Consider the following 23,837-nt stretch of genomic DNA (forward strand, 5'->3'; position numbering starts at 1 on the left):
GTGCGGTGTCCGGCGTCATCGGCCGCCACCGCGTCGTACGTCCGGCCGTCCCCCGGCGATGTACTCGCGCACCTCGTCGGGCATGGCCGGTTCCTCCGCGAGCAGTTCGGTGGCGTCGACCTTGCCCTCGATCAGGTCGGTGAGCCGCACCCCGGCCGGGAGCCCGTGCGAGCCGACCTCCGCGACGGCCTCCAGCGCGTTGGCGCGGGCCTGGCGGATGGTGGACAGCAGGGCCTCGGAGAGTTCCTTCGGCGCCATCCGGTGATAGGCGCCGGTGGGGAACTCGATCGCGGTGACCTCGCCCTGCGCGTTCACGGTCGCCTTGACGGTCTGCCGGGGCGCGGTCGCCGTACCGGTCACCTCGTTGATCCGGCGCCGCGTCTCGATGGCCTCCGTGCGCTGCTTGCGGTACAGCGCCAGCAGGTCTTCTATCTCCTGGTCGTAGGGGCTGCTCATCCGAGTCTCCTTGCGTCGTGCGACGGTGCGGCGTGCGATGGCGCGGCGGCGGGGCGGCACCGGGTGGCGGGGGCGGTCACAGCACCGCGCCCGAGCCGTCGGAGGCCGCCGTGCCCCAGGTGTCGCCCTCCTGGACCAGCAGGTCCGCGATGCCCCGGGACGGCTGCGCCGGCTCCTCCTCGGCCTCCGTCTCGCCCAACGCCGGGTCCTGCGGGGGCAGTTCCGCGGTGAGTTCCGAGGGGTCGCCGGCGAACGAGCGCAGCCGTACGGCCGGGACGACCATCTCGCCGGGACCGGTGGGCCCGGACCGGTTGGGGCGCCAGGTGGAGAGCCGGGGGCCGTCCGCCTCCTCCGCCGTGGCACCGGCCCCGCCTGACCAGGTGCTCGTGTCCTCCGTCGCGTAGCCGGGCGCGAGGACCTCCTCCTCGTCCTCGGTCGGCACGGACCACAGCAGCGGCACGAACGAGGCGCCCGCGCTGTCCCACGCCGCCGTGTCCTCCGCATCGGTCTCGGCGGCGGGCGCCAACGCCATGTGGCCGTCGGGGAGTTCGGGCTGGTCCGGTTCGCCGGGGCGGCCCTCGCCGGGCTGTTGCGCGGTGTCGTCGCCGCCCACCGGCAGTACGACCAGCGCCGCCGCGTCGCCCTCGTGCCGACGCCGGTGCCGTCGTTCGGCGGACTCCTCCGCCGCTCCCGCCGTACCTGCGCCGAGGCCGGACCCGGCCACCGCCGCTGCGGTCGCTCCCGCCGCCGCCCCGAGCAGCGCGGCGGGCAACGTGCCCTCGCCCACGCCCTCGTGGGCCGCCACCTCAGGACGCTCGCCGTCGGCCTCCGCCTGCGGCGTCCACGCCTCCGCATCGGGAGTCAGCAGGCCGGAGGCATCCGACCGCTCGTCCCGCGCCCCGGTGGCGGGGGCGCCCGCGCCGGGCATCATGCCGGGCATCGCGGGCGCAGCCTCGCCCGCCAGGGCGGCACCCGCCTCGGCGGCCTCGGCCTCGCTCGCGACAGCGGCACCGGTCTCCTCGTCGTCCGCGAGGGGCGCCATGGGAGCCGCCGTGGGCCGCGGCGCGATGGGCAGCCCGTCCGAGCCGATCATCACCCCCTCGGTGGGCTTGGGCAGGGCGAGCCCCTCGCCACCCGCTCCGGCGCCCCCGGTGATCTCCTCGGGCACCCCGGGCTCACCGGTCCACGGCTCGCCCTCGGGATCCAGCAGCCCCGAGGCGTCGCTCGGGTCGGTCGTGCCCTGCGCGGCCGGGCCGCCCCCGCCCATGCCGGGCATCATGGGCATGCCGTTCATACCGCCCATGCCCAGGGCCGAGCCCTCGGCCTCCTCGGCGGCGAGCGCGCCCGGCAGGGCCTCCGCCTCCTCGTCCAGCGGCAGCCCCAGCCCCTCGCCGCCCGCGCCGGCGCCCCTGCCGCCGATCTCTACGCCCACCTCGGGGTCGCCGACCCAGGGCTTGGCCTCGCTGTCGAGCAGGCCGCTGGAGTCGCTGCGATCGGGGGCGCCGGTCTGTGGCATGCCGCCCGCGCCCATGCCGGGCATCATGGGCATGCCGCCCGCGCCCATGCCGGTGAGACCCTCCTCGGTGGAAGGCCCGCCGGGGTAGCCCGCGGCCTCCGCCTCGTCCAGCGGCAGCCCGAGGCCGTCGCCGCCCGCGTCGGCGCCCCTGCCGCCGATCTCGTCGGCCACGCTCGGGTCGCCGCTCCAGGGCTTGGCCTCGCTGTCGAGCAGGCCGCTGGAGTCGCTGCGATCGGGGGCGCCGGTCTGTGGCATACCGCCCGCGCCCATGCCCGGCATCATCGGCATGCCGCCCGCGCCCATGCCGGTGAGACCCTCCTCGGTGGAGAGCCCGCCGGGGTAGCCCGCGGCCTCCGCCTCGTCCAGCGGCAGCCCGAGGCCGTCGCCGCCCGCGTCGGCGCCCCTGCCGCCGATCTCGTCGGCCACGCTCGGGTCACCGCTCCAGGGCTTGGCCTCGCTGTCGAGCAGGCCGCTGGAGTCGCTGCGATCGGGGGCGCCGGTCTGTGGCATACCGCCCGCGCCCATGCCCGGCATCATCGGCATCCCGCCCGTGCCGAGGCCCTGTTCGCCCTCCGACAGGCCGTCGAGGGCCGGCGACTCCAGCGCGTTGTCCAGGAGCGACGGCGACGCGAGCCCCTCCGGCAGCCCGGACTCCGTGTCGAGGCCGCCCGGGAACTGCTCGGGGGCGACATCGCCGAGCCCTTCCCCCGCGTTCAGGCCACCGGTGCCACCGACCCCCGTGTCGCCGGGGAAGTCCTCAGGAAGCCCACCGGTGTCCGACCAACTGGCCGGATCCTCGGCGAGGTTGTCGGCCAGGGTGGGGAACTTTCCGTCGCCGGTACCGGTGTTCAGGCCGCCCGGGAAGGAGGTGGGCGAGAACGTCGGAAGACCGTCGTCCAGATTGGAACCGCCGGGGAACGCCGCCGGGTTGAGCGCCTTGTCCAGGGCGTTCGGGTCCAGGGTGTCGTTGCCGAGCGCGTCCTTCGGAAGCCCGTCCAGACCGGGCGCGTCGCCGCCCACACCGGTGCCGCCGGAGTACGGCGAGGGCGTGGCGAGCGCGCTCATCGGGTCCACGCCGGGCATTTCCGGGTCCGGGAGGCCCGAGGTGTCGGGCGCCGAGAACGCCTGCGGATCCGGCGCGTTGACATCGGGCAGGTTCGGGCCGGTCAGATCGGGTTCGGGGACGTCCGGGACGTTGTCCGGCACATCCGGGCTGTCCGTGGGGCTGGTCACGGGCGGCGGGGTGTGCACCGAGTCGATGGTGACCTGGTACTCGCCCGCCAGGCTCTTGAGGACCGCCCGCATGTCGCTGGTCATCATCTCGACCAGCTGCGGCTTCTCGTGGATCGGGATCAGGCCGTTGCTCATCGGCTTGACGCCCATCTTCACGGCCTGGTCGGCGTACCAGGCGTCGATGTCGGCGATCTTGACCTGGGCGTTGTACAGATTGACCGAGTTGTTGGCGAGCTGCTGCGGCACCGAGTTGCCCGCCTCACCGCCGGAGAGCACGTCCGCGGTCGCCTTCACCTGGCGCGAGAAGGTGTTGATCATGTCGCAGAAGGCGTCCGCCGCGGCCCCCTTCCACGGGCCGTTCTCTCCGGCCAGCGCGTTCGCCTGGTCGGCGAGGCTCTTGGCGATGCCGGCGAGCACCACCTCGGCGTTCAGGAAGTGGCCCGCCGCGTCCATCAGGGACTGGGGGTCGGAGATGCCCTTGGCGCGCTCCTGGTTGGCGTCGGAGCCGGTGCCGGCGGACATGCCATTGATGGCCGCCATGATCTGCTTCCAGTCCCACGAGTTGTAGTCGTCGATCGACCCCGGATCGTTCCCGGGATCGGCGAAGATGCCGTCACCGCTGTCGCTGAACCCGCCGGTGTTGTAGTCCGGGCTGCCCATCTTTGCCCCAGTCTCCCGCTCGCGCCCCTGTCAGGGTCCCCGCCGCCCCCGGTCACCGTCGTACGGCACCGGGGGCGGCGGGGACCACCCGTCAACTTGCTCCGCCGCCGGACCCGCCGGCGTCGGTCACCAGGCTGGTGAAGTCGCTGCTCGTGCTCTGCATGGCGTTCTGCAGATCCGTCGCCTTCATCCGCCCGGCGTCTTCCAGAGTGGTGTAGTGCTGCGCCAACTGCTTGACGCCGTCGCGCAGATCACCCAGGCCCTGGGCCAGGTCCTGGAACACCTTGATGTACGACTCCTTGAGTCCGGAGTCGGCGTTCGGACCGTTGACCTTCGTCCGGATCTGGTTCGCGTGATAGAACGCGCCCGGCTCGGCCTGCACCTTCCCCAGCTCGGTCGCGGCGTCCCGCGTGGGCTGGATCAGCTTGTCGATGTTGTCGGCGAACAACAGCATCGACGGGGTGTCCACACTGGTACCGCTGCCCGGATTACCCGAACCGCCCGGTACGTTGGGCGGGTTGAAGGTGGTGGACGCGGTCACGGTGCCGTGCCCGGATTCGAGCGTCGTCCCGCCGTCGTAGTGCTGCGGGTCCGGAGTCGGCGTCGACGACTGCGGGTCCGGGATCGGCAAGGGTTGGTCAGCCATCGGTCACCCCCAGAGACGAACGCCCTGGCGCTCGCCACTGGAGTAGTACTCGTTGATCTCACCGAGCATCTGCGTGGCGGAGGCGGCCTTCTGGGTCATGTCCGCGGCGGCCGCGTCCCACTGCGCCTTGACCTGCTGGTAGGTCTGCTGGGCGTCGCTGGTCCACTCGCTGAGGTGCATCTTCGCCGCGTTGTCCAGCTCGGTGAGAGTCTGGTTGATGCGCTGCGTGATGGAGTTCATCTCGCCGACGATGTAGTCGACCTGCTCCATCTGGACGGTGTACGTGGTCATCTGCTGTCCGGCTCCTTGGGAACGGATGCGAGTACGAAGGTGTGGGTCGGTCGGGGACCGGTCAGGACGGGAAGCCGGGCAGACCTACGCTGCCCGAGCCGATCTGCTGCGCGACCTGCTGCGCCTGCTGCTGGGTGTTCTCGTGGGTGTTGGCGTAGATGTGGGTGTTCTGCGCCAGCTTCTCCAGCATGGTGCGCAGCGCCTGGTTGACCTTGTCGAAGTCGGTCAGCCAGTCCTGCATGGCCGTGTGGTAGATGTTCGCGGCCTCGCCGCTCCAGCTCGCCCGCAGGCCCTCGATCTGGCCGTCCATCTGGGCGTAGGAGCCGGTCGTCTCGTCCAGGGCGGTCTGGAAGCTGCCCTGGGCGGCGGTCATTCCCTGTAGTTCGACTGACGTCAGTGCCATCGTTTGGTCCTCTCTCGAACTGCGGCGTCGGCCTTGGCCGTTGACAGCGATGTCACACCCACGGGGGGTGCGTGCCGGCGCCGGATGGTGGGGGGTTGACCCGCCGTCCGCCGTCGCGCACGAGGTCGTGCGCGACGCCGGGGGCGGACGTCTCTCATGTCTGCACCAGGGGCCTCGCCTGCGGCGGCGGCTCCGTGGTGCCCGGCAGACCGCCCCCCGCGTGCGGGGCGCTCGCCGGCTGCGGCGCCGGTGCGGAGTGGGGCGGGTGCGCGCCGTGCGCCCGTGGCGGCGGATCGGCGGGTACGGCTGCCCGCGTGGCCCCGGGCGGTACGGCTGCCCGTGCGGCCTCGGGCGCCTGCGTGCCGTTCGCCGAAGGCGCCGGCCCTGCCGCCTCGGAGCCCGCCGTGCCCCCCGATCCCGCCGCGCCCGCGGAGCCGGGCGCCGGTGTCGCGTCGGGTGCCGCAGGGCCGGGCAGATCTGTCGCGCAGACGGTACGGGTGCGGGCGGACGCGGCGAGCCGTTCCGCCAGCCGGTGCGCCTCCCAGGCGCCGCCGGGCGGCGGCGCGGCACGGAAGGCGGCGGCCAGCATCTCGGCGGCGTCGTCGACCAGTTGGAAGCCGAAGGCCCACAGCCGGCGTCGTACCAGCTCGATGGCCTGCTCCACGGTATACGGGTCGAGGCGCAGATACTCGGCGAACTCCCCGGCGATATCGGCCCGTTCACCCACCAGCGCACGCAGTTCGGCGGGCGAGCCGCACAGCGCGAGCACCGTGTCGCAGGGCGTACCGGCCAGCCGGGCCAGTCCGTCAAGGACCGCCGCGCGCTCGGCGGGCGAACGGCGGCCGAGGGCCTCGTCGAGGCGCAGCACCAGCATCCCGCCCTCCGCCTCCTCCAGGGCCGCCGCCAGCCGGTGGGCGGGCTGCTTCGGGAAGCGTGCCGGGAGCGCGGAGAGCCGTACCTCGTGCACGGTGCCCGAGCTGAGCAGGCGTGCCTCCGTCAGACAGCGTGCGTACGCCCGGGCCAGCGCCCGCCGGCCACTGCCCTGCGGCCCCTCCAGCACGATGTTGGCCTGCGCGGACACCGCCCGCCCGGGCTCCCGCGGGGCACCGGCGAGCGCCGCGACGCGGGTGGCCAGGGCGGCGCGCGCCGTGTCGAGGCCGGTCATCGCGGCCAACTTCCGCAGGCCCGCCGGTTGTTGGGCTGCGGCGGCGGGGGTCGCGGACGGGGCGGGCGCCGGACTCGCGGGCTGGCTGCGGGCGCCTCGGTCGGCCTGCCGCTCGGCCCGGCCGCTCGCCGGGGCCGCCGGGCCGCTCTGCGCCTCCGCCGCGCTGCCCGGCACCGTGATGACGTCCGCGCCGTCCAGGCGGGACAACTCCGTGTCGTCGCCCGGGGATTGGGCGGCGAGCCGGGACGCCTGCCGACTGATCATCTCTTCGAAGACCTGGCGGGCGACGCGTCCGTTGCCGAAGGTGGCGCCCTTCGGCACGTCCTGGAAGTAGCGGTCCAGGGCCTCCAGCGCCGAGCCCGACAGCTCGTAGTAGTGCTTGGCGCACAGGCCCCGCACGATGGTGACCAGTTCCTCGGCGCTGTAGTTGGGGAACTCCACGGTGCGGGCGAAGCGGGAGGCCATGCCCGGGTTGGAGGCGAGGAACTGCTCCATCTGCGCGGAGTACCCGGCGACGATCACCACGACCTCGTCGCGATGGTCCTCCATCAGCTTCATCAGCGTGTCGACGGCCTCCTGCCCGAAGTCGGGACCGTTGCCGCGGGACTGATTGGTGAGCGTGTACGCCTCGTCGATGAACAGCACACCGCCGAGGGCCTTGTTGAAGACCTCCGTGGTCTTGATGGCCGTACCGCCGATGATCTGCGCCACCAGGTCGGCGCGGGCCACCTCGACGATATGGCCCTGGCTGAGGATGCCCAGTTCCGCGAGGACCGCGCCGTAGAGCCGGGCCACCGTGGTCTTGCCGGTGCCGGGCGGCCCCGCGAAGACCAGGTGCCGGCTCATGGGCGGCATCGGCAGGCCCATCTCCTGGCGGCGCTGCGCCATCTTGTTGAGGTTGATCAGCCCGGTGACCTCCAGCTTCACGCTCTCCAGGCCGACCAGTCCCTCCAGCTCCGCGAGGGGTCCGGTGCCGGTGTGCGCGGCCGCCCGGGTCGCCGCCTCGCCGTCCGGCGCGCCGGAGTCGCCGGTGCCGGAGGCGCCGGTCGTACGGCCGCCCGGGTCGCCGCCGGTGTCGACCCGCTCCACCGAGACCTGGCCCGTCTTGAGCCGGCGCACCGGGACGCCGCCGTTGTCGCGGACCTCGCAGTCGTGCACCCGCACCGGTTCATCGGTGTTGCAGCGCACGCCGTCGCCGCCGTTGTCGAAGACGGTGCAGTTGGTCAGCTCGGCCCGCGAGGACGCCTGCACATTCACCCCGTGACCGCGCGCGCCGTTGACCCGGCAGCCGACCGCGGTCAGGGCGCCGCCCGCGCTGATCCGGATGCCGTCGCCGTCCGCCCCGGTGAACTCGCTGTCCTGGGCGTTCAGTTCGGCCTCGGCCCCGACGAGCGTCGAGCAGCCGGTGAACGCCGAGCCGGTCACCTCGGCGCGGGCGCCCGAGGCGAGGGCGAGGCCCGTACCGCCGCCGGAGCGCAGCCGCAGCGCGGACAGCGTCGCCGAGGCGCCCTCGGACAGCTCGACGCCCGTCACCAACTCGGCGTCGCGCACGGTCAGTTGCGTCTTGGCCCCGACACCGCGCAACGCGGTACCGCCCGCGTCGGCCGTCAACCGGTCCAGCACCAGTGCACCGTCCGCCACATGCACGGCCGCCGTGCCCGCGCCCTCGACGGTCAGCCCCGCGCCCTCGGCATGCCCGCCCGCCTCCACCAGCAGACCGGTCGGGGTGCCGGTGATCCGGCAGTCCTCAAGGCGGGGCCGCGCACCGGCCGAGACATGGATGCCCTCCCGCCGGGCCCCGGCGACCAGGCACTCGCGCAGCACCGGCGCGCTGCCCTCGCCGACCCGGATCGCCTGACCGCCGGAACCGGTGAACGAGCAGCGGTTCAGGACGACTTCTGCCGCGCTGGTCAGATACGCGTCAAGCGCCGCGCTGCCGCTCACCTCGACACCGGTCAGTGTGGCGCGCGCGTTCTGCTCCACGGCGAGCGCGGGCTTGCCGCTGCCGCTGATCCGGGTGGCCTCCACCACCGCCGTGGCCTGTCCGTTGACGCAGACACCGTTGCCCCGGGCCCGGTCGAGCCGGCAGTCGCGCAGGGTCAGCCGGCCGTGCTCGGCCACCACGACCGCCGACGAGCCGACCTCCTGGATATGCGTGCCCTCCACGGCGTTGGCGCCGCCGGAGGTGACCACGATGCCGGCGCCCTGCGCGTTGGTGACCTGGCAGTCCCGCAGCGCGACCACACCGTCCTGCCAGGCCAGCACGGCCGCCCACGCCTCACCGGAGATCCGGCAGCCGTCCAGCGCGGCCTGCCCCCGGCGTACGTCGAGCACCGGGGCCTCGCGGTCGGTGCCGGACAGCTGGAGGCCGGTGAGCCGGACCGCCTCCGCGTCCAGGACGAGGGTGCTGCCCGAGGTGGCCGCGATCTCCACCGTGCCACCGGCGCCCTCGGCGGCCAGCGTCACCGCGCGGTTGACGTACAGGCTCTCTTCGTAACGCCCCGGCGCGACGGTGATCAGCGCGCCGTCGGTGGCGTCCGCCAGGGCGTCGGCGATGGCGCGGTAGGCCCCGGGGCGGTCCGGGGACACCAGTAGCACGGGCCGGGTCACAGTTTCGCTCCCTCGTCAGGCGCGCTCAAGGCGCCGCTGTTGCCGTCACCGGTGCCGCGCGGGCGCTGCCGCGGAGGCGCCCCGCCGATCAGACCCGGGGGCGTCCCGAGGCCGTCCGGGTCGCCCCGCTCGTCCCGGCCCGCCGCGTCGTCGGCGCGCAACGCGGCGGCCGCGCGGTCGAGTCCGTCCAGGGCGATCTCGTCCAACGGCACCCGCTGGACGTCCACCTTGCCGTCGGAGGCGATCTCCGACGGCGACAACTCCCTTAGCAGCACCGGGCCTTCGCCCTCCGCTGGGCGCAGCACCTTGAACGTGGTGCCTGGCAGGAACACGACGCGGTCCGGCTCGGCGGGGTCGATCAGATTGGTACGGCGGGCGGTGATCGACCAGATGAGGAAGTCGGTGGCGTCGTGCGGGCCTGGGCGCGGGGCGCCGTACGCCGTGCAGAACGCCCACTCCGTCACCAGCCGGCCCTCCCGGAACCACGCCCGTTCCGCGGCGCTCGCCCGGGTCCGCAGCAGCGCGGCGCCCCGGTACGAGGGCAGCCTGCGCAGCCCGGCCGCCACACAGCGGGCCAACGGCACATGCGGACCGACCGCCGCGGCGCGCACGGCCGCGTTGACCTGTGCGCCGTCCCCGGACAGGAACAGCCGTACGGCCACCAGGTCGGTGAGCGCGTCCGCCGCCTCGCCGCGGGCGCCGCCGCGCAGTCCCGGCGACTCCGACATCACCCGGGACACCGTGCCCGCGACCGCGTTGTACTGCGTGCTCAGCGTCCGCCGCACCCAGTCCCGCTCCTTCTCGGTACCGCGCTCGGGCGGTACGGCACAGGCGGACGCCTTGGGAGTGGGCTGCACACGGACACCGGGTACGGCCGCGGGGGCGGCCGCCGGGGGCTCGGGACCCTCGGGGGCACCGGGAGCGGGAGCAGACGGCGTCGGCCCGTCGGCCCGGCCGGTGTCGGCGGCCGCCACCGGAGCGGCGGCCGGGGAGTCGGACTCCAGCCGGATCAACGGCGCGGGCCGCGCGGCGGGCGCGGGTGCCGTCGGCACGGGGGGCGCCGGGGGAGCGGCGGGCGCCGTCGGCGACACCGTGGGCTGCGGCTGCGGCTGCGGCTTCTCGGTGGCAGGGGCGGGCGGCACCGACGGACCGGCGCCGGAGGAAACGGGCGTGTGCGGAACCGACTTCGCCCCCTCCGGCTCCGGACCGGCACCTCGCTCCGGCGCGGCCTCCTGCTCCGCCTCCGGCGCGGACGGTCGCGCGGGTACGTCGGTCCGCGCCGGGCGGTCCGTCTCCGGGCCGTCGGGATCGCCCACCGGGCGCGGGTTCGCCCTCGGCGGCTCGCCGGGGTTACCCGACGCACCCGGATTCCCCGGCTCGGACACGGCCGGAAGGTCGGGCAGCGGAAGACGCGCGGGCGTTGCGGGACGAGAGGGCGCGGGCGCCGGAGGCACGGGCCCCTGGGCCGCGGGCGCCGCAGGAACCGGACCCGGGGCCGGAACCGGCCCCTGGCCCGCGGGCGTCGGCGCCGGACCGTCGGTGCGCGGCGCGTCGGGTATCGGCTCCGGCCCGGGGCGCGGGTCCTCCCGCACCGGCTCGGGCACGGGGCCCCCGGCCGCCGTGGCCGACGACGCGGTGGTGACGGTCTCCGGGCGCCCGGCCGTGGCCGCGTCCGCGGGCTCGCCGGTCACCTGGACGTCGTCGCCCGATTCGACCCGCGGCAGACCGGACGCCGGCACCTCGGACTCGATCCTGGCCGTGGGGGGTGCCACCACGGGCAGTTCCGCCGGTGCCGCGTTACCGCGTACCCGGACGGTCGTCTCGTCGAGGTCCAGATGCGCGAGCGCCGAAGCCCCGCCCGGCGCACCACCTCGTACAACTCCAGCTTCCGCCAACGGAGTTGCCGCCGCGGTCTCCGTACCCCAGGGCGTCGCCTCCGCGGCCCGGGGCTGCCCCCGGAAGGCGGTGGGGGCGATCGCCCGGGGGCCCGTCGCCGTGGCGTCCGGTGCCGACCACAGGTCGGTGTCGTCCGAGGTCACCCTCACCTGGCCCGGCTCGTCGGCCGGGGCGATCGTGAAGCCCTCGCGGCGCTCGGGGTCCAGCCGCCACAGCATGTCCTCGGCGAGCGAGCGCATACGGTCGGCCGCGCCGGGCGTGCTGCGGTCGTAGAGGATGGCGGCGTAGCCGGGCGCGGCCGGTATCCGGCGTACCGCGTCACCGTCCGCCGGCTCGGCCAGCGGGCGCATCCACAGCCCGCTCTGCACCACTTCGAGCACCGCGTCGGCGGCGTACTCGTACACGCCGGCGGTGATCTCCGGCACGCCGAACAGGGGCCGGCGCAGCCCGAAGAGGGCGGGCGGGGCAGGGACGGTCCCGGTGCGCGGGAAGTACATCAGCTCGCTGACGAAGGGGTGGTGGCCGAGCGTGCCGTCCGCCCGTACCGCCGCCACCTCGGGCGAGGCGAGTCCGGCGCGCGACTCGACGGGCACGCCCGCGTACAGCACCACCTGCTGGCCGAGCGCGTCGGCGAGTTCCTGGCCCAGCGCCTCGGCGCCCTCGGGCAGCGCGACGGGACCGAGGTGCAGGAAGCGCACCCAGGAGCGGGCGGACGGCAGCACCGTCTCCCACAGCCGGGTCACGTCCCCCAGGGTCACCGGCGGACCGCCGGGGCTGCCGAGGACCACGGTGAGGATGTCGGGATGGCTCGGCAGCCGGTCCACCAGGCGCCGGCCGCTCTCGGCGGCGGGATGGTCGTGCGGGCTGCGCACCCACACCCCGCAGGGCGCCGGCTCGGCGACGCCGTGGCCGCTGGTCGTCCAGGGGCGGTCGAAGGTGGAGAACTCCCAGCGCGGCTTGGGGAATCGGCGCGAGTCGCGCTCCGCCGACCGGCCGGGCCGGAACCGCAGCCAGCCCGCGCCGTGGTCGCTCGGGATGAACAGGCCGCCGCCGTCGGTCGGCAGCACCGCGCCGTCCGGGGCGAGCACCAGCCGGTCGAGCCGGTCCGCGATCCGCTGTGCGGCGCGCCGCGCCTCCTGGGGCGTGCCACGGCCGAAGACCAGGCGCAGGCTCTCGCCCCGGCCCGCCAGCAGCCGTGCCACCGCGTCCGCCGAGCCCTCCAGCGAGCCGTAGGGGAGATCCACCACGGCCAGGGTGTGCTGCGGGTCGGCGGCGAGCCCCGCGGCGAACGCGGCGGCCTGCGGGTCGGGTTCGCCCTTGGGGTGCACCAGCAGTGCCCGGCCCTCGGCCCGGCACTGCAACGCCGTCCCGCCCGCCCGTGCGGTGCCCAGTCCTCTGCGCATCCGCTCACCCCACCCGTGCGGCGGAGCCGGTCGGGGACGGATCGGCGGACACCGCGGGGACCGGGGCCTTGCCCGAGGTCCGGCCGACGCCCGAAGTGCCCTGCGGCTGACCGGAGTCGGCCGGGGAAGAAGCCGTCGCCCCGTCCTGTCCCGCCTTCACCGTCAGCGCCGCCACCGAGCGGTCGAGGACCGGTCCGTGCGGCAGCGCCACCAGCAGGCTCTCCGGCAGCGCGGTCGCGGTGCCGCCGCCGATGCCGAGGGACTGCGCGGCGGAGGAGCCCAGCGGATAGACGATGCCCTGGTCGGTGATCAGGAAGGTGTGCGGGTTCGCCACCTGCGCGGCCACCTCCCGCTGGTCCAGGGCGTACACACCGTGCGACGGCGGCACCAGCACCCGCTGGTTCCCCGTCGCGGCGGCGCCGCTCTCCACGACCACGGCCGCGCTGAGCCGGGCGCCCTGCGTGCTCTCGCGCAGGCACACCGCCTGCCCGGAGGTGTCGACCGCCGGAGCGCCGAGCACATCCGGCACCCCGCTGTCCAGGGAGTGGTGGGCGGAGACCCGGGCGGAGGCGATGTCGGTCACCGAGACCTGGCGGGTGGCCGGCGCGCCGGGCCGGGCCGCCAGCAACGCGGCCTCGGTGGCGCTGACTTGGGCCACCCCGCCGGCAGTCATGACGTACGTGTGCTCTGCGCCCGCCGCGCTCATGGTGAACAACTGGCCCACGGCGGTGGGCCGTCCGGCGATCTGCCCGGCCGCCTCGCCCATCCGGTCGAGCTTCGCGGGGGCGAGCGCGGCCCCGGTCGGTACGGCGGCCAGCCATGCGGCGGACGCGGCCACCGGCCGGTCGCCGTCGAGGCCGAGCGCGATCAGCGCGGACTGCGCGGGCACCGGGTACTTGGTGCCCCGCCACAGCACGAACCGCTGACCGCTCGGGGACTTCAGCAGCAGCTGCCGCCCGGCGGGGAAGGCGCCCGCGTGCGTGCCCGGCGCGAAGTCGACCACATGGCCGGACGGCAGATCCGGGCGCAGGCAGTCGGTCCAGGACCCGGCCAGCAAAGTGGCCGGGGTGGGCAGCGAGTCGGGCGCGCCGTCGATACCGATCGGCGCGCCGTGCGGTACGTCGCTCAGCGCCTTGGCCGCCACGGTGCGTACGGCGGCGCCCTTGCCGGTCAGCAGCAGCGCGGAGGCGTAGTTGCGCACCGGGCGCAGCCTGCCGTCGAGGAAGAGATAGCGGGTGCCGGTCTCCTTCTCCACGACGATCGAGCCGGGCTCGCGCCAGGCCGCCGTGGTCACAGGTGACAGCTTGCCGTAGACCAGGAAGCCCAGGGAGAGCAGGACGACGAGTCCCGCGCCGAAGAAACTGCCCAGCGCGGCCCGCTTGGTGGGGCTGTCACCGCGGCCGGGGTCGCCAGTGACGAGGGCGGTCGCGAGGCGGCCCATGGCGAACTGGTACGCCTGCATGTGATCGCGTCGGGTCTGCACGCTGCGGCTCCTCTCAGCTCGTCAGGGCGCGGAAGTAGGCGTACGCGTGCAGGACTTGGAGCAGCAGTGGCAGCAGCGCGATGGCGGTGACCGTCTCCAGCAGGTCGCCGCTGTGCCCCCACACCGGCAGCAGCCGGCCGGTCGGCAGCCGCCACGCGGCCACCAGCAGGGCGAGGACCGCGGCGAGCAGCAGGGCCACCACGATCACCCGGGCGCCGTCGCCCGCCGCGGCGAACCGGGTGAGTGCCACCGTGACCAGACCGGCGGCACCGGCGAGCACGGTCGGCACCCGCTGCGCGGACCGGTTCAGGCCGCGGGCCCGCAGCAGTACCGCGCCCGCGAAGACCAGCGGCAGCAGCCAGCCGATCCAGCCGCCCTCGCGGGTCATGTACCAGAACCCGGCCGCGTAGACGAGCGCGGAGGACACGCTGAGGGTGTCCAGGAAGGAGCTGGCCGCCTTGACCCTGCGCTCCACCCGCTCCTGCGGCTCGGGGTCGATGTCCTCCTGCAACTCGGCCGCGTTGTGCGGGAGTCGGGGCACCCGCAGCCGGGCGGTGCGCAGCGCGAGCCGGGGCCCGAAGTGGCCGAGCACGAACATGGCGACCGCGACCACGGCGACCGCCTGACCGCCGTGCCAGTGGGTGGCGCGCATCAGTCCGGTCCCCATGGCGGCGGCGAGCGCGGTGCCCAGCGCGGTGCCGGGGACCACCAGCGGCAGCGGGCGCAGTGCCAGCAGCGCGACGGCCACCACCACGACACCGCCCGCCGCGGCCAGCATCCCGGGCAGCCCCGGCGCGAACCCGCCGTGCGGGCCCTCGCGGAAGGTCAGCCCGGCCAGCGCGCCGAACGCGAGCGCGCCGAGGCCGGCGACCAGCACACTGCCCTTGTCGGCGGAGAGCCGGTCGGCGGTCACACAGCCGGCGGCCAGCAGTACGGCGATCACCCCGGCGCCCACCGAGGCCGCGAGCCCCGGACCGAACCCCAGCAGCGCCCACGCCACGGCGGGCAGCGCCAGCACCGCCAGGGTGAGCGCCAGGCCCCGGGTCAGCGCCGGGCGCCAGCCGCCTGGCAACGCTGTCACGACATGTGCGACCCCGTCGGAGACATCGTCGAAGTGCAGGGCGGGCAACGGCTCGTCGGCGGGCCGCAGATGGAGCACCTCGCCATGGCGCAGCTGCACGGTGGCGGGGGTGGCGTCGGCGTCGAACGGGTCCTCGCCGAGCCGCTGGAGCACCCAGGGCGTGCCCCGGTCGGCCGTCTCCTTCGTCACATGGCGCACCAGTACGGGCAGCAGCGCGGAGACCGGTGTGGTGAGCGGGATCGCCAGGTCGGCCTGGCCGGTGGGGCCCACCACCGTGACCCGGCAGACCTCCGAGGCGGGTGCGGTGACCGCGGGGGCTGTGGTCATCGGACTGCTCCTGGGGAGGGGGAGGGAGAAGTGGGGAGGATGCTCATGCCGCTCATGCCGCTCGTGCCGCTCATGACGACACCAGCCCGGTCTGCACGAGGCGTACCGAACGCCGGGTGACCAGCTGGGCCCGGCCCGCGGGCAGCGTGCGCGGCTTGGCCTCGCCGAGGAACTTGCCCTCCTCCTTGGGGTAGGAGAAGAGCAGGCCGGGGTTGCCCAGCTCCCACAGCCGGCGCAGCACCGGGTCCATCATGGCGCGGATCGATCCCGAGGTGCTGCGGGCGACGACCAGGTGCATGCCGATGTGCAGGCCCTGCGCGAGCAGCGGCACCAGGGGCGCCATCGGGGAGGGCGCGCCCGGTGCCCCGGAGAACAGGTCGTAGTCGTCGATGAGGACGAACAGCAGCGGCCCCTCCCACCAGTCGCGGCGGGCGAGCTGCTCGGGGCTGATGTCCGGGCCCGGCACCCGCTTGCCCACCGACACCGAGGCGCTGGTGGCCAGTTGGGCGAGGGCGTCGCTGTCCACGACGTACCCGACCCGGTACGCCTCGGGCACCGAGTTGAGGAGGCCGCGCCCCGGGTCGGCGACCATGATGCGCGCCTCCTCGGGGGTGTAACGGGCGGTGATGGCGCGGATCATCAGGCGCAGCGCGTTGGTCTTGCCGGTCTCGCCGTCGCCGAACACCATCAGGTGCGGGTTGGTGGTGAAGTCGTGCCAGACCGGTTCGAGGCGCTGCTCGTCCCAGCCGAGACAGACCTTGAAGTCACCCTCGGAAACCGGCAGTTCGGTCACCGGAAGGCGGGTCGGCAGCAGCCGGACACCGGGGGCGGGGCGGCCCGTCCAGAAGGTGTCGATCTCCGCCACGGCCGACTTGGTGGCGGTCGTGAGATCGCCGGTCTCGCCCGAGCCGTCCAGCCGGGGCAGCGCGGACAGGAAGTGGTGGGTGCCCGCGGTCAGACCGCGGCCGGGCTGGTGCGGTACGGCCGCCGCGATCCGGGAGCCGACCTCGGACTCCATCGAATCGCCCAGCCGCAGCTCGAACTTGGTGCCCAGCAGGTCGCGCAGCCGGGGCCGGAACTCCGACCAGCGCACGGCGGAACCGATCACATGCAGGCCGAACGACAGTCCGCGCGCGGCCATCTCGATGACCCGGGGCTCCAGCTCCTCGTAGTCCTGGCGCAGCGTGCCCCAGCCGTCGACCACCAGGAACACATCGCCGTAGGGGTCGTCGATCTCGCCCGTGGCCCGCAGCCCGCGGTAGGCCGCCATCGACTCCAGGCCCCGCGAGGTGAACTCCTCCTCGCGCTTCTCCAGCAGCTGGCTCAGCTCGGCGACCGTGCGCAGGACGCGGTCGCGTTCGAGGCGGGTGGCGACCGAGCCGACATGCGGCAGTCCGGCCGTGGAGACCAGACCGCCACCGCCGAAGTCCAGGCAGTAGAACTGGACTTCCTCGGGGGTGTGGGTCAGCGCCAGGGACAGCATCAGGGTGCGCAGCAGGGTCGACTTGCCGGTCTGCGGGGCGCCCGCCACCCCGATGTGGCCGTCGGCGCCGGAGAGATCGGCGACCAGCAGCTCCCGCAGCTGCTCGAAGGGCCGGTCCACGATGCCGAGCGGCACCCGCAGCGAACTGAGCGAGGGATGGTCCGCCGCGCTCATGCCGCGCACCGGGTCCGGCACGATGCCCGGCAGCAGCTGGTCCAGGCTGGGGGACTCGGTCAGTGGCGGCAGCCACACCTGTCGGGCCGGCGGCCCGCTCTCCGCCAGGCGCCCGATCAGCACCTCCAAGAGACTCTCCTCGTTCTGCTCACCGCCCGACGCCTGTGCGGCGGCCTTGCGTTCGGCGGCTGCCGACGCCTCCCGGGCGGCCTCCAGCGCCTGCTGCTCGGCGATCCGCTCGGACATCAGCGTGCCCTGCCGTTCCAGCCCGAACAGGGTGATCTCCTGTCCGGCGGCGGCCAGTTGCGCGGAGTGCTCGGCGTCGCCCACCGGCTCCGGCGCGGCACCGGAGACGTAAGCGGCCTTGAAGCGGACCAGGTTGGTGGTGTCCACCTTCAGATAGCCGTTGCCCGGCGCCGACGGCAGCTCATAGGCGTGCGAGACGCCGATGACGCTGCGCGACTCCATCGCGGAGAACGTCCGCAGGGCGATCCGGTACGACAGATGCCCCTCGACCTTGTGGATACGGCTCTCGTCCAGCCGCTGGGAGGCCAGCAGCAGATGCACCCCGAGGCTGCGCCCGAGACGGCCGATGGAGACGAACAGGTCCACGAACTCCGGCTTGCTGGCAAGCAGTTCGGAGAACTCGTCCACGATGATCAGCAGCGAGGGCAGCGGCGTCAGGTTCACCCCGGCGCCCCGCGCCTTCTCGTAGTCGAACAGCGAGGAGTACCCGGACTCGCGCAGCAGCTCCTGGCGGCGGATCATCTCGCCGTTGATGGAGTCCCGCATCCGGTCCACGAGATGGATCTCGTCGGCCAGGTTGGTGATGACCGCCGAGGTGTGCGGCAGCCGGTCCATGCCGAGGAAGGTCGCGCCGCCCTTGAAGTCGACCAGCACCAGGTTGAGGATCTCCGAGGAGTGCGTGGCGACCAGGCCCATCACCAGGGTGCGCAGCAGCTCGCTCTTGCCCGAGCCGGTGGCACCGATGAGCAGGCCGTGCGGGCCCATGCCGCCCTGCGCCGACTCCTTGATGTCCAGCTCGACGACCTCGCTCTCCTCCGTGACGCCCAACGGCACCAGGAGACGGGCGGACTGGGCGGCCCGGGGGCGCCACTTGGCGGCCACGTCGAAGCCGCGCGGGTCCCGGATGCCCAGCAGCGCGGTGAGGTCGAAGTCCGACTCCAGCGGCCGGTCCACCAGGTCCACGCTGCCGCTGGTGCGCATCGGCGCCAGCAGCCGGGCCAGGGTGTCCGCCTCGGTGCGGCTCAGCGCGTCGGCCTCGGCGCTCACCGTGTCGTCACCGGCCGGGAATTCGACGCAGGTGCCCCGGGTGGTCAGCCGCAGCACCTTCGGGCCGCCGGTCATCGCGCCCGTCGCGTCCAGCAGTACGACATTGCGCAGCCCGCCGTGCGTCAGCCGCGATGTCTCGGGCAGCCGCACGCCCTGCGCCACGACCACCACGAACGGCTCGGCCACGCTCGGCGAGGCGTCCGGGTCGTGGTCCGGCCGGTCCCGCACCTCGGTGCCGAGCAGGTCCATCAGCGCCTCGTGGTCCTCGGCGGCGAGCCGCACCTGACCGGCGTCGTCCTCCTCGTGCGGATGCGCGTTGTGCGGCAGCCACTTGAGCCAGTCCCACTCGGCCCGCGCCGACGCCCCGCCCAGCAGCGCGATCCGCAGCTCGTCGGGGGAGTGGAACGCGGCGAGCTGCGCGACCATCGCCCGCAGCAGCCCGAGCGCGGGCTCCGGCTCACCGGCCAACTCCACGCTGGTGAACCGCCGTAGCGCGACCGGGATCGGCAGCCGGGGCACCGTCTGATGCGCCTTGGTGAACCGGCGCAGCGAGATCGCGGTCAGCGGCTCCAGGTCCTCCACCGGCTTGGTCTGCGGCGGCAGGAACTCCAACGCGGCGCGGCGTACGCCCTGTCCGATGCGGACCCGGCCGAAGTCCTCGTGCGCCGGGCGGCGTTCCCACAGCCGGTTGCCCATCACCAGCGCCCACAGCTGCCCCGGCTCGGGGTTGTCCCAGAGCAGGGCGGCCCGCTGCTGCTCGGCGGCCTGCCGGGCCTGTCGGCGCTTCTGCGCGAGATAGCGCAGATAGTCACGCCGCTCGGCCCGCATCCTGCGCCGACGCTCGGCACCGGCCCGGCCGATCTGGGTCAGCGTCATGCTGACCATGGCGACGCCCATCATCCCGGACATCATGTACGTCGTCGGTCCGGCGCTGCGCATGGAGAACATCAGCACCATGGCGCCGCTGCCCAGCGCCATGGGCAGATACATCAGCGCCGATCCGAAATCGGCGCTCGCCGGCTCCCCCAGAACCGGCGGCTCCGCCAGCTCGACCTGTCCCTCGGGGAGCTGCGGACCCTCGGCGCGCGGTGAACGTTTGGCCACCACGGTGCTCAATGACAGGGACCTTTCTCAAACGCTCACGCGGGCATGGCTGGTCAACCACTTGCGCGTGGGTGCGGGTTGATGCTTGGTGATGTGGAGGGAAGTGATCCACTACTGGGCAGATGATAAGCACGGGAAGGCTGAGACGGGTGAACACATCTCGACCCTCGGCCGCCAACTCGGAAATTTTGCTTGGCGTTTGAAATAGATGATTGGCTCGTTTCGCGACACCTAACGCTCACTTCCTTGAGATCCAGGGGTTGTTGATGATCGCTTGAGGTTCATTCGCGCGCGGCCGCAGGAAAGTGAATCTCTGGTTACGGAGGCATGGACACACGGTGCGATCGCCGCATCCGTCGCTGTACGCGACGTATCGGACACGCGTCGTGGTACCGCTTCGGCGCCTGCGCGCGGGGAACTCGGGGAGACGGATGCGGCCGACCGCGGAGGAGGTGCCGTCGCCGTGGACGACTGGGACATGTGGGACAGGCGCGAGAGGACCCGGCTGTCACCGCGCGAGCGGCTGGCGCTGCTGGAGATCGAGGCGCATCTTCGGGAGGACCGGGGCTTCGCCCGTCGGATGGGCGGCGGCGCCCACCGGGAACGGCGGGATGGGGCACACCGGCGGATCTGGCTGCCGACGGGCGTACTGCTGCTGGCCCTCGCCTCCGCGTTCTGCGCGGTCATGGGCATCCGGACCGGGGACCCCGGGCTGCTGTGGTGCTTCGCGGTGCTGTGGCCGCTCACCCTCTTCCAGGCGTTCCGGCTGCTGTGCCGGCTGGCCCGCCGACGGGGGCGGGCGGGGGTGCGGGCGGGCTCCTGGCGCTGAGCCTCGCGACGGTGGCCTCATGGCCGGGGCCGCACGAGACCGCGCTGGGACGCGCGGTGCCCGCCACCCTGGCGGACGAGGGTCGCCGCACCCCTGACGGCCGTATCCGCCGTCCCTCCGCCGCGTCCGGTTTGAGAGCGGGGCGTCCGCCGTGCATGGTGGGTGGTCCAAGGTCAGGTTCATGGTCAGGAAATGGCCGCACCGGCCCCTACCCGACCTGCCCGGGTGATGTCATGAATGCCTTCTCGCCGCGGCCGGCCGCACCGGCCCCCCTGCTGATCGAGTCCTCCGTCGTGGAGGGCCTGCCCGCCGAGGGCGCGCTGCTGCTGCGCATGTCCGGCACCCTGGACGCGCACGGCGCCCACGCCTGGTCGCAGGAGCTGCGCGGTCATCTGGAGCAGGCGGACCGCGCCGGGCTGCGGCCCGTCCTCGACATGGCCCACGTACAGCTCGGCGGCGCCGCGGTGCTGCGCACCCTCAGCGAGACCACGCGGGTCCGCGCCGGACGCCCCGATCTGATCATCGTGCGCGCCCGGCCGGGCGTCCGCGAGGCCGTGCACCTGGCCCGCCTGAACGGCGTCCAGCTGTACGCCACCCTGGACGAGGCCGTACGCGAACTGGCCCGCGCCGCCGCCGAGGTGGAGGAGCTGCCCGCCTGGCGCTCACCGATGGCCGATCCGCTGCGGCCGTCGTACCAGGACCTGCACCAGGAGGTCCGCGCCCTGCGCGCCCGGGTCCGCACCGCCCCGGTGATCGGCATGGCCCAGGGCGTGCTCATGGCCCGCTACGCCCTGCCCGAGACCGGTGGCGCCTTCCGGGTGCTGCGGGAGACCTCCCAGCGGTTCAATGTGCCGCTGCGGGTGCTCGCCTCCGCCGTCGTGGTGGCCCGGCCGCCCGACGGCGCGATCTGGTTCCCGGGCCGCCGCCCGCTGCCCGTGCCCCCGCTGCGCATCCTGGCCCGCACCGACCGCGACCCCCGCTACCGCGGGCAGATGATCGACGCCGTACTCCGCGAGGCGCTCGCCATCGCCCACGCCCCGGCCGGGCACGTCCTGTCCGTCGACCCCGCCGTGAACGCGCTCGCCCTGGAGGCCCGGCACGGCGGCACGGACTCCTACCTCGACCACCTGGGCCGCGGCCGCGACGACGGTACGGCCGAGGCGGTCGCCCGTACCCGCGGGCGGCGCGTGAGCATGCCCGACGTGGCCACGGACGCGCTGCTCTCCGAGGACAGCAGGCGCGCCCTGCTCGCCAGCGGCGCGCGGGCCCTGCAATGCGTCCCGGTGCTGTCCTCCGCCGGCTGCTGCGCCGGTCTGATCACCGTGCACTGGCCGCAGGCCGGACACCGGCCGACCTCCACCCGGGCCGAGGCCCTCGGTCTGCTCGCCGCCGACACGGCCGCCTGGCTGGCCTGGTACCACCGCACGGTCCTCCTCGACGCCCTCGAACATCTGCATCGCCGGCTGACCCGCAGGCCCTGAGGCTTGCAGCGAACCCGGACATGCGAAACGCGGCCCGCGCCGGGTCGCTTTAAGGCGCCCCGCCTGGGGCGGGGACGCGTACGGCGGCCCGGCGCGGGCCGCGGTCACCGATCGTCAGTGAGCGCCGAGCCCCCCGCCTCCGAAGGACCCGCTGGACCCGCTGCTCCAGCGTGGACGCTTCTGGTCCTCGCTGGTCTTGGAGTCCATGTTGCTCAGCTCGTAGGGGGTCAGCGGACGGCCGCCCTTGGGTGTCTTGGGAACCTCCTGGTAGTCCCGGTTCTCCCGGATCTCGTGCACCGCGCCCTCCGGCGGCAGCTTGGGCTGCTCCTCGGGACGTGGGCGAGCGGGCTCGCGGGACTTGACGCGGGAGGTCAGCCAGAAGCCGCCGGCGAGCAGTGCCAGCAGCCCGACGGCCACGACGAAGAGTACGAGGCTCATCAGGCCGCTCGTCGCGGCCAGCTGCATCGATGCGGTGTTCATAGGACAGGGATACCCCTCCTATAACCGTATGAATCGAACAAATGAAATAAAGGAGACCTTGGTGGCGTACGGGCGGGGTTTGTCGCGGATCCTCGGGGCAACCCGCACCCTGTGACCCAGCAGGCTTCCCCGCAGCAGCTCTACCGGTTCCTGGAGGACCGCTTCAGCTGCGCCCAGGCGTGCACGGAGTGTGCCCGCGCCTGCTCGGTACGGGTCAGCCTGCTCGATCCGGGCGGCCCGGACTGCCAGGAGCGGGTGCGCCGGCTGGGGATCATGTGCGCGGAGGTGTGCGACGCCACCTGCCGACTGCTCTGCGAGGAGAGCCGGCGGGACGAGGAGGGGCTGTGCGGCCGGGTGGACTGGTGCCGCCGTACCTGCCTCGAATGCGCCCGCGCCTTCGGGGAGTACCCCGGCGCCGAGTCCGCCGCGACGGCCTGCCGGGCCTGTGCCGACGCCTGCGTCGACTTCCTGGAGACGCTCGCCTGACGCTTCCCAATTTCTGGAACACGTTCTACGGTGTGCGCCGTCAGGACCGCCCTTGGGGAGCCTGGAGGCGCCGTGCACCTCGACCACACGCCCGAGCAGCAGCGACTGCGCGCCGAACTGCGCGCCTACTTCGCCCGCCTGGTCCCGGACAACGCCTACGCCCGGTACGCCGACCCGGCCGCCCGCAAACGCTTCTACCGCGACACGATCCGCACCCTCGGCGCCGACGGCTGGCTCGGCGTCGGCTGGCCCGAGGAGTACGGCGGGCGGGGCCTGTCGGCCATGGAGCAGTTCATCTTCTTCGACGAGGCCGCGCAGGCCGGCGTACCGCTGCCGCTGATGGCGCTGAACACGGTCGGGCCGACCCTCATGAAGTTCGGCACCGAGGAGCAGAAGGCGTACTTCCTCCCACGCGTCCTGTCCGGCGAGATCGACTTCGCGATCGGCTACAGCGAGCCCGAGGCGGGCACCGATCTCGCCGCGCTGCGGACCAGGGCCGTACGCGACGGGGACACATACCTCGTCAACGGGCAGAAGATCTGGACGACGAACGGCGACACCGCGGACTGGGTGTGGCTCGCCGTGCGCACCGACCCGGACGCCCCGCCGCACCGGGGCATCACCATGCTGCTGGTGCCGACCTCCGACCCCGGCTACTCCTGCACCGTCATCAACACTTTGGCCTCCCACGACACCACGGCCGGCTACTACGAGAACGTCCGCGTCCCCGTCTCCCGCCGTGTCGGCGCCGAGAACCAGGGCTGGCGGCTGATCACCAACCAGCTCAACCATGAACGCGTCACCCTCGCGGCACACGGCACGATGGCCGTCCGCGCCCTGCACGACGTCCAGCACTGGGCCGCCCGCACCGAACTCGCCGACGGCCGGCGGGTGCTCGACCTCGGCTGGGTGCGCCGGCTGCTCGCCCGCACCCACACCCGTCTCGAGGCCCTCAAGCTCCTCAACTGGCAGATGGTCACCGCCGTCGAGGACGGCACCCTCACCCCGCAGGACGCCTCCGCCGTCAAGGTCTACGGCTCCGAGGCCCGCCGCGACGCCTACGCCGCCCTCATGGAGATCACCGCCGCCGCCGGCCCCCTCAAAGAGGGCTCGGCGGGCGCCGTCCTCCACGGCGAACTCGAACGCGGCTACCGCTCAGCCGTCATCTTCACCTTCGGCGGCGGCAACAACGAGATCCAGCGCGAGATCATCTCCTGGATCGGGTTGGGGATGCCGAGGGTGCGGCGCTGAACGCGTGTGAGTGAGCTTTTTGATCGGCACAAACCACTCGGACTTCCGGAGGCGAGGCGCTCCCCGCGACCGGCTTTGTCACCCGC

Annotated in this window: 15 protein-coding genes; 4 read left to right on the forward strand and 11 right to left on the reverse strand. The window is 73.8% G+C overall.

Features of this window, described 5'->3' with window-relative positions; all coding sequences use genetic code 11:
• Nucleotides 1-15: 15 nt before the first annotated feature.
• The 10 genes from HEP81_RS34500 to HEP81_RS34545 all read right to left on the reverse strand — a co-directional run bounded on the left by HEP81_RS34500 (nt 16) and on the right by HEP81_RS34545 (nt 19,236).
• Nucleotides 16-456 (reverse strand): YbaB/EbfC family nucleoid-associated protein, encoded by a 441-nt coding sequence (locus tag HEP81_RS34500; RefSeq protein ID WP_037655757.1) that lies wholly within the window; start codon nt 454-456, stop codon nt 16-18.
• Between the two features lie 76 nt (nt 457-532).
• Nucleotides 533-3,865 (reverse strand): WXG100 family type VII secretion target, encoded by a 3,333-nt coding sequence (locus HEP81_RS34505; RefSeq protein WP_190276062.1) that lies wholly within the window; start codon nt 3,863-3,865, stop codon nt 533-535.
• 91 nt (nt 3,866-3,956) lie between these two features.
• Nucleotides 3,957-4,511 (reverse strand): hypothetical protein, encoded by a 555-nt coding sequence (locus tag HEP81_RS34510; RefSeq protein ID WP_125211148.1) that lies wholly within the window; start codon nt 4,509-4,511, stop codon nt 3,957-3,959.
• 3 nt (nt 4,512-4,514) lie between these two features.
• Entirely contained in the window at nt 4,515-4,802 is a 288-nt protein-coding gene (locus HEP81_RS34515) for a WXG100 family type VII secretion target (RefSeq protein WP_037655754.1), read from the reverse strand.
• Between the two features lie 61 nt (nt 4,803-4,863).
• Nucleotides 4,864-5,205, reverse strand: a complete 342-nt coding sequence (locus HEP81_RS34520; RefSeq protein ID WP_078967368.1) for a WXG100 family type VII secretion target — start codon at nt 5,203-5,205, stop codon at nt 4,864-4,866.
• A gap of 154 nt (nt 5,206-5,359) precedes the next feature.
• Nucleotides 5,360-8,980: a right-handed parallel beta-helix repeat-containing protein gene (locus tag HEP81_RS42225; RefSeq protein WP_051850157.1), complete on the reverse strand. Its 3,621-nt coding sequence runs from the start codon at nt 8,978-8,980 to the stop codon at nt 5,360-5,362.
• Nucleotides 8,977-12,279 carry a hypothetical protein gene (locus tag HEP81_RS42230; protein WP_157854431.1) on the reverse strand — a complete coding sequence of 1,101 codons (3,303 nt, stop codon included), beginning with the start codon at nt 12,277-12,279 and terminating at the stop codon, nt 8,977-8,979. The genes HEP81_RS42225 and HEP81_RS42230 overlap by 4 nt, the downstream gene beginning before the upstream one ends.
• A 4-nt stretch (nt 12,280-12,283) precedes the next feature.
• Complete coding sequence (gene eccB, locus HEP81_RS34535; protein WP_157854429.1) at nt 12,284-13,762, reverse strand: type VII secretion protein EccB; 1,479 nt, start codon at nt 13,760-13,762, stop codon at nt 12,284-12,286.
• A 13-nt stretch (nt 13,763-13,775) separates the two neighbouring features.
• Complete coding sequence (gene eccD / locus HEP81_RS34540) at nt 13,776-15,170, reverse strand: type VII secretion integral membrane protein EccD (RefSeq protein WP_037655749.1); 1,395 nt, start codon at nt 15,168-15,170, stop codon at nt 13,776-13,778.
• 70 nt (nt 15,171-15,240) lie between these two features.
• Nucleotides 15,241-19,236 (reverse strand): type VII secretion protein EccC, encoded by a 3,996-nt coding sequence (locus HEP81_RS34545; protein ID WP_037655748.1) that lies wholly within the window; start codon nt 19,234-19,236, stop codon nt 15,241-15,243.
• 451 nt (nt 19,237-19,687) lie between these two features.
• Here HEP81_RS34545 and HEP81_RS34550 point away from each other — a divergent pair, with 451 nt between their 5' ends.
• On the forward strand, nt 19,688-20,053 hold the full coding sequence (locus tag HEP81_RS34550) for a DUF3040 domain-containing protein (RefSeq protein WP_037655745.1): 366 nt from the start codon (nt 19,688-19,690) through the stop codon (nt 20,051-20,053).
• Between the two features lie 233 nt (nt 20,054-20,286).
• Nucleotides 20,287-21,534, forward strand: a complete 1,248-nt coding sequence (locus HEP81_RS34555) for an ANTAR domain-containing protein (protein ID WP_243279682.1) — start codon at nt 20,287-20,289, stop codon at nt 21,532-21,534.
• Between the two features lie 114 nt (nt 21,535-21,648).
• Here HEP81_RS34555 and HEP81_RS34560 read toward each other — a convergent pair whose 3' ends face one another.
• A complete protein-coding gene (locus tag HEP81_RS34560) occupies nt 21,649-22,014 on the reverse strand; it encodes a DUF6479 family protein (RefSeq protein WP_172427387.1) in 366 nt (121 codons plus the stop codon).
• Between the two features lie 111 nt (nt 22,015-22,125).
• On the opposite strand from HEP81_RS34560, the gene HEP81_RS34565 reads away from it, so the two are divergent.
• Together HEP81_RS34565 and HEP81_RS34570 are read left to right on the forward strand one after the other, a co-directional pair.
• Entirely contained in the window at nt 22,126-22,500 is a 375-nt protein-coding gene (locus HEP81_RS34565; RefSeq protein WP_037655743.1) for a four-helix bundle copper-binding protein, read from the forward strand.
• A gap of 72 nt (nt 22,501-22,572) precedes the next feature.
• On the forward strand, nt 22,573-23,751 hold the full coding sequence (locus tag HEP81_RS34570) for an acyl-CoA dehydrogenase family protein (protein ID WP_037655742.1): 1,179 nt from the start codon (nt 22,573-22,575) through the stop codon (nt 23,749-23,751).
• The last annotated feature ends 86 nt before the right edge of the window (nt 23,752-23,837 follow it).

The sequence above is a fragment of the Streptomyces griseofuscus genome, from assembly GCF_014673495.1.
In the GTDB taxonomy this organism is placed as follows: Bacteria; Actinomycetota; Actinomycetes; order Streptomycetales; family Streptomycetaceae; genus Streptomyces; species Streptomyces murinus.

Excerpts from the sequence above, each read along its gene's own strand:
- HEP81_RS34500 (WP_037655757.1), bottom strand. The coding sequence starts at position 456 with ATGAGCAGCCCCTACGACCAGGAGATAGAAGACCTGCTGGCGCTGTAC.
- HEP81_RS34505 (WP_190276062.1), bottom strand. The coding sequence starts at position 3,865 with ATGGGCAGCCCGGACTACAACACCGGCGGGTTCAGCGACAGCGGTGAC.
- HEP81_RS34510 (WP_125211148.1), bottom strand. The coding sequence starts at position 4,511 with ATGGCTGACCAACCCTTGCCGATCCCGGACCCGCAGTCGTCGACGCCG.
- HEP81_RS34515 (WP_037655754.1), bottom strand. The coding sequence starts at position 4,802 with ATGACCACGTACACCGTCCAGATGGAGCAGGTCGACTACATCGTCGGC.
- HEP81_RS34520 (WP_078967368.1), bottom strand. The coding sequence starts at position 5,205 with ATGGCACTGACGTCAGTCGAACTACAGGGAATGACCGCCGCCCAGGGC.
- HEP81_RS42230 (WP_157854431.1), bottom strand. The coding sequence starts at position 12,279 with ATGCGCAGAGGACTGGGCACCGCACGGGCGGGCGGGACGGCGTTGCAG.
- eccD (WP_037655749.1), bottom strand. The coding sequence starts at position 15,170 with ATGACCACAGCCCCCGCGGTCACCGCACCCGCCTCGGAGGTCTGCCGG.
- HEP81_RS34555 (WP_243279682.1), top strand. The coding sequence starts at position 20,287 with ATGAATGCCTTCTCGCCGCGGCCGGCCGCACCGGCCCCCCTGCTGATC.
- HEP81_RS34560 (WP_172427387.1), bottom strand. The coding sequence starts at position 22,014 with ATGAACACCGCATCGATGCAGCTGGCCGCGACGAGCGGCCTGATGAGC.